Annotated in this window: 6 protein-coding genes; all 6 read left to right on the top strand. The window is 69.9% G+C overall.

The window, feature by feature from the left end:
* Nucleotides 1-231: 231 nt before the first annotated feature.
* The 6 genes from FM105_RS05965 to FM105_RS05940 all read left to right on the top strand — a co-directional run bounded on the left by FM105_RS05965 (nucleotide 232) and on the right by FM105_RS05940 (nucleotide 6,729).
* Nucleotides 232-1,707: a GntP family permease gene (locus FM105_RS05965; RefSeq protein WP_087006219.1), complete on the top strand. Its 1,476-nt coding sequence runs from the start codon at nucleotides 232-234 to the stop codon at nucleotides 1,705-1,707.
* A 10-nt stretch (nucleotides 1,708-1,717) separates the two neighbouring features.
* Nucleotides 1,718-3,106 (top strand): four-carbon acid sugar kinase family protein, encoded by a 1,389-nt coding sequence (locus FM105_RS05960; RefSeq protein WP_087006216.1) that lies wholly within the window; start codon nucleotides 1,718-1,720, stop codon nucleotides 3,104-3,106.
* Entirely contained in the window at nucleotides 3,103-4,146 is a 1,044-nt protein-coding gene (gene pdxA / locus FM105_RS05955) for a 4-hydroxythreonine-4-phosphate dehydrogenase PdxA (protein WP_087006213.1), read from the top strand. The genes FM105_RS05960 and pdxA overlap by 4 nt, the downstream gene beginning before the upstream one ends.
* Nucleotides 4,147-4,200: 54 nt before the next feature.
* Nucleotides 4,201-5,001, top strand: coding sequence for a DeoR/GlpR family DNA-binding transcription regulator (locus tag FM105_RS05950; RefSeq protein ID WP_087006210.1), 801 nt, complete (start codon nucleotides 4,201-4,203; stop codon nucleotides 4,999-5,001).
* A gap of 57 nt (nucleotides 5,002-5,058) precedes the next feature.
* On the top strand, nucleotides 5,059-5,751 hold the full coding sequence (locus FM105_RS05945) for a PepSY domain-containing protein (protein ID WP_087006208.1): 693 nt from the start codon (nucleotides 5,059-5,061) through the stop codon (nucleotides 5,749-5,751).
* Between the two features lie 120 nt (nucleotides 5,752-5,871).
* Entirely contained in the window at nucleotides 5,872-6,729 is an 858-nt protein-coding gene (locus tag FM105_RS05940; RefSeq protein ID WP_087006205.1) for an ABC transporter ATP-binding protein, read from the top strand.
* Nucleotides 6,730-6,821: the final 92 nt, after the last annotated feature.

Here is a 6,821-nt window from a genome sequence, read left to right as displayed (position 1 = left end):
AGATCTACACCTAAGCCTTCGTCGGCAGCGTCTGATGTGTATAAGAGACAGCCCCCGGCCCACGACCTGCTCCCGTGCTCACTTTCTGCGCACTCTGCGCACCTTCGACTTCAGTTCCTGAAGGGACTGCGCGTAGACTCTCAGAAATCTCTGGACGCCCTGCCGATGGCCTTCCCCGTCATAGCGCCGGGTTTCCGCCCATACACCGACCTCCCTCCCAAGGAGTCCGCCATGGACTTGCAGCTGCTCCTCGCACTCGTGCTGGGCATCGCGACCATCGTCGTCCTCGTTCTCACCACCCGCCTCGATGCATTCGTGGCGCTCCTCATCGCCGGGCTCGTCACCGGTATCGTCGCGGGCTCCGGCTTCGTCGAGACGATCAACTGGATCACCGCAGGCTTCGGCGACACGCTGGCCAGCGTCGGCATCGTGATCGGCCTGGGCGTCTTCATCGGGAAGATCCTCGAGGTCTCCGGTGCCGCCGACGCACTCGCCCGCGCCTTCCTCAAGATGTTCGGCAAGGGTCGCGAGCCGTGGGCGATGGCATCCGTCGGCTCGCTCGTGTCCATCCCGGTCTTCTGCGACTCCGGCTACGTCATCATGAACCCGCTCGCCCGTTCGATCGCGCGCGTGAAGAAGGGCGCCTACGTGACACTGGCCCTCGCGCTGGGCTGCGGCATGACGCTCACCCACCACATGGTGCCGCCCACTCCCGGACCGCTCGCCGTCACCGGCATCCTCGGTGCGGACATGGGCTCTGTCATCCTCACCGGCGTCATCTTCACCGTGTGCCTGCTGCCCGTCGTCGTGATCTACGCGAAGTGGATGGGCCCCCGCCTGGAGGCGCGCCTCAACACCGTCGTCGCGAGCGAGGTCTACGGTGCGAACCATGACACCAGCCTGGCGGCGAAGGGCGGATCCGCAAGCGCCGAGGCCGTCGCCAACGTCGTGACCTACCGTCCCGAGACCTTCCTCGGCGCCACACCCATCGGCAAGAAGCCGCACCGCACGAACGCGCTGCTCGGCGCACTCCCGCTCGTCGTCCCGCTGCTGCTGATCGTCGGCAACACCGTCGCCGCAGCGGTCGACCAGGGCAATCAGGGCATCATCGGCGACCAGGAGGCGGAGTACACGCCGTCCGCGTGGGCCCAGCCGCTCGTCTTCCTCGGCAACCCCGTCGTCGCCCTCACGATCGGCGTCATCCTCGCCGTCTACGTGCTGCTGCCCCGCTGGACCCCGCGAACCAAGGTCCACGGCTGGCTCGCCGAGGCCGCAGGCTCCGCCGGCCTCATCCTCCTCATCACCGGTGCCGGTGGAGGCCTGGGCATGGTCCTGCGCGAATCAGGGGTGGGCGATGCGCTGGCCACCGCCGTCGCCACCACTCCGCTGCCCGCCTTCTTCGTCCCCTTCATCATCGCGACCGTCGTGCGCATCGCTCAGGGCTCCGGCACCGTCGCGATGATCACGGCCGCATCCGTGTCCGCCTCCGTCATCGTGGAGTCCGGCCTCGACCCGCTCGTCGCAGTCATGGCCTGCACCGCCGGTTCGATGGTCTTCAGCTACTTCAACGACTCCTACTTCTGGGTCGTCACCCGCTTCACCGGCCTGGACGGGCTGGAGGCGCTCAAGGGCTGGTCGGGCATCACCACCGCGGTGTGGGCAGGCTCGATCCCGCTGCTCATCATCCTCAACCTCGTCGTCGGCTGAGGGCTGCGCCATGGCGGACGTCCTCATCGTCGGCGACGACCTCACCGGTTCCAACGGTGCGGCCAACGGCCTCGTCCGGCGCGGCATGCGCGCCGTGACCCTGCGCGTGGGCGAGGCCCACGAGCAGATCACCGCACAGCGGGAGCACTACGATGCCGTCGTGGTGACGACGGATTCCCGTCATGTCCCCGCCGCCGAGGCCGCACGCCGCACCGCTGCCACCGTCCGCGCGGGCTGGCCGGCCTCTCTCGTGTCGTCGCGGTGCGATTCCACGCTGCGGGGCAACGTCGGGGCCCAGGCCCAGGCGGTGATCGACACGGTCCGGTCCCTGACCGATCGCGAGGTCATCGGTCTGTGCATGCCGGCATTCCCCACCGCGGATCGTCAGACGGTGGGCGGACTGCAGCTCATGGGAGGCGTGCGCCTCGAGCACACGGAGCTGGCCCACGACGTGCGGACTCCGATGACGACCTCATCCGTGGCCGCCGCCCTCACCCGTGACTCCTCCCTCACGTGCGCAGAGATGGATCTGGAGACGGTCACGGCAGGCGGGGCCGCACTCGAACAGCGGATCGCGCAGCTGCTCGACGGGACCGACTCTTCGGCGCCCGCCCCCGACGTCCTGATCGGCGACGCCTTCACCGAATCGCATCTGGACGAGATCGCCCGCGCCGCGCTCGCGGTGCGCCCCCACGCCCTGTGGGTCGGGATCGATCCGGGTCCCGGCACCTGGGCCCTCGCCACGCAGATGGGGCTGACCGGATCGACGGGGCGTCCCGGAACACCCGCGGCTCCTCCCCTGCTCGCAGTCTCCGGGTCCGCGACAGAGCTGACCCGCACCCAGCTCGCGCACCTCACCTCCGCCCGCGACGTGTCAGTCGTCCGTCCGGTCTTCCTCCCCGGGACCCGCCGCATCGATATCGCGGCGACCAGTCGTGACGTCATCCGCGACCTCGACTCCGCCGCAGCGCCGATCGTCCTGCTGGCCACCGTGCTGGAGGTCGCAGACATCTTCGATCTCACGGAGGCCGAGGCGGATGCGATCCCCGCCGCCCTGGGCGCCGTGACCGCCGCCGTCCTCGCCGAGGCGACCGTCGGCGGTCTCTACACCACGGGAGGCGACGTGACCGCGGAGGTCCTCGACGGCCTCGGCGGCGTCGGCATCGAGGTCCTCGACGAGGTCGTCCCCCTTGCCGCTGGGGGGACGCTCGTGGGCGGACCGCGCGCCGGTCTGCCCATCGTCACGAAGGGCGGCCTCGTGGGCGACACCGGCACCGCAGTCGTGTGCCTCGATGCGCTGGCCGACCTCGCCACCGCCACCGAATACCCCTCCAGCACCGCACAGACAGAACGCACCCCACAGACCGAGCACACCGCACGAGCGAAGGATCTTCCATGACCGCACCCGTCCTCGCACTCACCCCCGGCGATCCCGTCGGCATCGGCCCGGAGATCACCGCAGCCGTCCTCCACGAGTACTCGGGCGACGCCTCGGTCCACGGCATCGCAGTCGCCGATGCCTCCGTCATGCGCCGCGCCGTCGAGGTCCTGGGCCTCGACGCCGAGGTCCGGGCCGTCTCCTCGTGGGACGTCCCGCACGGAGGTCCGGGCGTGATCGACGTGTTCGACATCGATGAGCTGGGCGACGAGGAGCTGGAGTGGGGCGTCGTCGACGCCCGCGCCGGTCGCGCCGCAGTCCGTGCGATCGAGATCGCGACCACCGCCGCGATGAACCAGGAGATCGCGGGCATCGTCACCGGTCCGATCAACAAGGAGGCCATCTGGCAGGCCGGATCGGAGCATCTGGGCCACACGGAGATGCTGGGTGCGCTCACCGGTGTGACGAAGCAGGACACGATGTTCGTCGTCGAGCGCTCGCACGTCCCCGGCCATCACATGCACGTGTTCTTCGCGACCCGCCACATGTCGCTGCGGAAGGCCCTCGACGCGATCACTGTGGAGACGCAGGTCGACTCGATCCGCCGCGCGCACCGCGCCCTCGAGGTCTACGGGATCACGGACCCCCGCCTGGCGACCGCCGCGATCAACCCGCACGGCGGGGAGAACGGCGCGTTCGGCGATGAGGAGATCGAGATCCTGCGTCCGGCGCTCGAGCAGGTGAACGCGGACGGGCTCACCGTCGCCGGCCCGATCCCTGCGGACTCCGTGTTCCACCACGGGCTCTCCGGCCGCTACGACGGGATCCTCTCGCAGTACCACGATCAGGGACACATCGCGGCGAAGACCTTCGACTTCGACGGCACGATCTCCGTCACGGTCGGCCTGCCGATCCTGCGCACCAGCGTCGACCACGGCACGGCCTTCGACATCGCCGGCAAGGCACTGGCCGATCCCGGCACGATGCGCTCCGCATTCCGCGCGGCGATCGACTATGCACCGTACGTCGACGGGATCCGCGCGGAGTACCTTCCGCGCTGAGCGGGGGGACGCGCTGAGCACGGGGACGGGCCGAATGAGAGGACTGGCTGAGTGATGGAGCAGACCACGCAGCGGCCGCACCGCGCCACCAGGGCCCGCCGCAACGCCCTCATCGCCCTGGTCCACGGCGGCACGGCACGCGTCGAGGACATCGCCGCGCACCTGGAGGTGTCCGCATCGACCGTCCGGCGTGACCTGGCGGCGCTGGAGTCCGCGGGGATGGTGTCGCGCACGTACGGCGGGGCGATCACGTCAGCCCCCTACCGCGATCGCGCTCTGGCCGACCGGCTGGCGCTCAACACCGCCGGGAAGGCCGGGGTCGGCCGCACTGCGGTCGACCTCGTCCATGACGGAGCGACGGTCTTCCTCGACGCGGGCTCCACGACGATGGCATTCGTCGATGCCCTGCGGCAGCGGTCCGTCAGCGGTGTGCGGGTCGTGACCCGCGGCCTCGAGAACGCTGTCCTGCTCGTCGGCTGCGACGGGATCGACGTGCACGTCGTGGGCGGTCGCCTCACCACGGCCTCCCACGGCACGACCGGACCCCTGGCGCTCGAGGCGCTGGAGCGCTTCTCCTTCGACCTCGCGATCCTGGGCTGCGATGCGGTCTCCGCACAGCGGGGGGTTGGGGAGCCCACCCTGGAGGAGGCCTATGTGAAGGAGTGCGCGGCGAACCGCAGCGACCGCATCGCCGTGCTGGCCGACCGCACCAAGTTCCAGGTGGCGGGGATCAGCGCGTGGGCGCGGCTCCCGGAGGCGTGGACGCTCGTGACGGACACGGATGACCACGAGCTCCTCGCACCGTACGCAGCCGCCGGTGTCCGCGTGCTCGGCGCGGATTCTCGTCATGCGTAAGAACTCGCTCATCCGTCTCTCATCGACGGTTCACGCAGCCTCAGTACTGTGAGAGCCATGACGAACACACGAACACTCCGCCCCCTCAAGTCCCTCTCCGTCGCCGTCGTCGCCGCAGCGGCTCTCACACTGTCCGCCTGCGGGTCGGGCGGCGATGCGGAGCAGACCGACGGCGTCGAGCAGTCCCAGGCACCGCAGGAGGAGAGCGCTCCGGCCGACGGCGCGCAGTCCGAGGAGACGCCGACGGCCGAGGCCTCCGCATCCGACTCAGCGTCCGGCTCCGCGCAGGGCGGCGAGCTGGAGGCCGCCGGCGCCGCCATCGAGACGGCTGAGGCCGAGAACGGCGGCACGGCCCACCACATCGACTGGGACGACAACGAGCACTGGGAGATCGACGTCGTGGGCGACCGCGAGTGGGAGTACCAGGTGAGCGCAGACGGCTCGAGCGTCGAGCAGACCGACGAGGACGACGCCGACGGCGACGACACGCGCGAGGTCGAGCAGGCCGAGGTCACTCTCCTCGAGGCCCTCGAGACCGCCCTCGAGGACACGCCGGGCACGATCGACGACGCGGAGCTCGACGAGGACGACGGCAGCCTGCACTGGGAGGTCGGGATCTACGCTGAGGGCTCCTCCGACAGCACGGACATCCGCATCGACGCGCAGTCGGGCGACATCACCGGCAGCGACAGCGACGACGGTGACAACGACGATGACTCGGATGACGACGGCGATGATGATGACGACTGACACGCGGACACGCAAATCCGCGTGACGTTCCATGACGGCCCATGACGCTTCACTGCGTCATGGGCCGTTCTGTGACGCTGAGCGACGTTCTGCGGCTCGTGACGCGGTTCCATTGCAGGTATGCGCTCTTCCACTCCGCCTGCCGTCTCGACTCCTTCTGCCTCGACCGTCGAGTTCTCCTCATACCTCCAGGCGTTCGGTGACCGCACGGTCCTCACGGACGTCGACCTGACCGTCCCCGCCGGCGAACTGCTGGTGATCCTCGGGCCCTCGGGCTGCGGGAAGTCCACGCTCCTCCGGTCGGCGGCCGGTCTGGGCACGCCCACGTCCGGGAGCGTCCTGATCGACGGCGAGGCAGTCACCGACGGGGACGAGCGGACAGCCTTCGCCTTCCAGGAGCCGCGCCTGCTCCCCTGGAGGACGCTGGAGAAGAACACGGAGATCGGACTGCCGCGCGGCACCGCGAAGGACGCTTCCCGCACCGAGGTCGCACGACTGCTGGACCTCGTGGGACTCACCGGTCGCGGCGCACTGCGGCCGCGGGAGGTGTCCGGCGGCATGGCCCAGCGGGTGTCACTCGCACGCGCCCTCGCTCGTCGCCCAGGCGTCCTCCTGCTCGATGAGCCGTTCGGCGCCCTCGACGCGCTGACCCGACTGCAGATGCAGGACCTGCTCCTCGCGATCCACGACGAGCAGCCCACGACGGTGCTGCTCGTGACGCACGACGTCGATGAGGCCGTCCACATCGCAGACCGCATCGTCGTGCTCGGCCCGGTCTCCGAATCCCCGGACGCCCCGGCCACCGTCGTGCGCGATATCCGCCTCGACGAGCCGCGTCCCCGCGACCGCGGCAGCGCGGAGCTCGCACACGTCCGTGCGGACCTGCTGTCCGCGCTCGGCATCGACACCGGCGCGAGCCGATCGACCAGTGCACGCGGGTCACAGCACCGCGCCGAGGACCGCACCCGCGTCTCCTGACGCTCCAGCACGCTCACACAAGCACGCTCACACCAGCGACACCGCGCACTACCAGCCACACAGATACCCAGCCACACAGATACCCAGCCACG

It is taken from the genome of Brevibacterium yomogidense, from assembly GCF_900163715.1.
In the GTDB taxonomy this organism is placed as follows: domain Bacteria; phylum Actinomycetota; class Actinomycetes; order Actinomycetales; family Brevibacteriaceae; genus Brevibacterium; species Brevibacterium yomogidense_A.
This window is presented reverse-complemented; position numbering and strand designations above follow the sequence as displayed.

What these genes read in the sequence shown, in the direction of transcription:
- FM105_RS05965 (WP_087006219.1), top strand. Translation starts at nt 232, where the DNA reads ATGGACTTGCAGCTGCTCCTCGCACTCGTGCTGGGCATCGCGACCATC.
- FM105_RS05945 (WP_087006208.1), top strand. Translation starts at nt 5,059, where the DNA reads ATGACGAACACACGAACACTCCGCCCCCTCAAGTCCCTCTCCGTCGCC.
- FM105_RS05940 (WP_087006205.1), top strand. Translation starts at nt 5,872, where the DNA reads ATGCGCTCTTCCACTCCGCCTGCCGTCTCGACTCCTTCTGCCTCGACC.
- pdxA (WP_087006213.1), top strand. Translation starts at nt 3,103, where the DNA reads ATGACCGCACCCGTCCTCGCACTCACCCCCGGCGATCCCGTCGGCATC.
- FM105_RS05950 (WP_087006210.1), top strand. Translation starts at nt 4,201, where the DNA reads ATGGAGCAGACCACGCAGCGGCCGCACCGCGCCACCAGGGCCCGCCGC.
- FM105_RS05960 (WP_087006216.1), top strand. Translation starts at nt 1,718, where the DNA reads ATGGCGGACGTCCTCATCGTCGGCGACGACCTCACCGGTTCCAACGGT.